The sequence below is a fragment of the Kitasatospora sp. NPDC057692 genome, assembly GCF_042799475.1.
Lineage (GTDB): Bacteria > Actinomycetota > Actinomycetes > Streptomycetales > Streptomycetaceae > Kitasatospora.
On the sequence record NZ_JBHVIV010000195.1, the window covers coordinates 1 to 1607 of the forward strand.

Consider the following 1607-nt stretch of genomic DNA (forward strand, 5'->3'; position numbering starts at 1 on the left):
GATATACACCATAGTGTGGTTGAAGAACAAAAAAAGCGCGGTCAAACCAATATAACCGACGCTATCATTGATCCAACGGAACCCGGGTTTCTAAAGCTTCAGACAACTGAAGGGGAATGCTATACAAGTTTTGTCGTAGTCGATGACTTTCCCGAGGACATGGAATACTCCCACATTTTTCAAAAGGCGCAAAATTTAAATTTCCCCGTAGAGCTGCACATAAAAGCGCAATACCAGTCAAAAGAATCAACATTGAACAAAATTGCTTTAACAAAACAACGTTTCAAGCAAACGCAGCGGGATATGAGCGAGGTTGAAGAAATAGATGACAGGCTCCTATCTGGCCGTGAATTGCTTACCGATTTAAACAATAAAATCCGTAATCACAATTCACCATATTTGAAGTGGGTAGCGACTTTTGTTGTCAGCGGAAAGACTAAAAAGGAATGTAAGCACAGAGCAAGCGAAGTCATTAGGATCATGAAGCATTCACAAATCTATTGTGTGCGTCCTATCGCCGATCAGTTGCAGCTTTTCTATAAATTTTTGCATGGTGCACCGATGCAATTCGAAAAAAACTGGGTGCAGTCAACAACACATGAAGGCTTTGCAGAAAATCTTTTTGCCGTATCAAGCCGGCTTGGTTCGAATGTGGGGTTTTATTTCGGAAGAGTAGACAAATTTACAGAAAAAGTCCCGATCGACCAATCTATAGCCAGCAGTCGAGATATTGTGCTTTACCATCCGTTTATGGCTAATGAGGGAATCGCCGGTGCTTCTACCGACAGCCCACATGTAAATATTACAGGAGCAACTGGAAAAGGTAAGTCCTTTTTAGTGAAAATGATCCTGCTATATCTCTCTTTCTTGGATTGTCAGGTATTAATGACTGACCCAAAGGTGGAGGTACGAAAGTGGTTTACGAAAGCGATTAGTGATCCAGATGTACGGGTTAAGTATCCGATGTTTGTAGAATTGATTCGCTCATTCCACTACGTCACGCTTGATGCCTCTGATAAAAAGAATTTTGGCGTTTTAGACCCAATTATCTTCCTTGATGGATTTGAAGCGAAAGAGACTGCTCAAAACATCATTGAGCAAATTTATGATTTGCATGGGAAAGATGCTGTAAAAACCGAAGTTCTGAAAACTTTAGATGCGGTTATTGAGCGAAAAGCAAAGGGAGAAACCGTTGGGCTTATGCATGTTGTAGATCATCTAGCGAATAGTGAGGACCCAACAATTAAGAGTGCAGGCGAGCTTCTTGTCCAAATGGTTCAGAATAGCATTCTTCAATTAGTTTTCAGCTATGGGGATGCTGATGCCATTAACTTGAATCGCAAAGTAACTATTTTAGAAATTGCCGGTTTAGACTTACCGAATGAAGATGATGACCCACGTTATTACAGTGACAGCGACAGGAAAAGCCTTAGCATTATGATTGGCCTTGCAAAATTCTGTGAAAAATTTGGTCGCCGCAGTCATGATGATCCGACAGCAATCATTTTCGATGAAGCTTGGACGTTGACTAAAGCCCGCGGCGGTAAGCGATTAGTTAAGGATATGAAGCGTGTAGGACGTTCCTTTAAAAATCAGCTATATCTTGT

General features: G+C 41.2%; 1 protein-coding gene. It reads left to right on the forward strand.

Features of this window, described 5'->3' with window-relative positions; all coding sequences use genetic code 11:
* Positions 1–15: 15 nt before the first annotated feature.
* Positions 16–1607 (forward strand): ATP-binding protein (locus ACFVFS_RS40745; RefSeq protein ID WP_380630168.1); only part of this gene is annotated, 1592 nt, incomplete at its 3' end.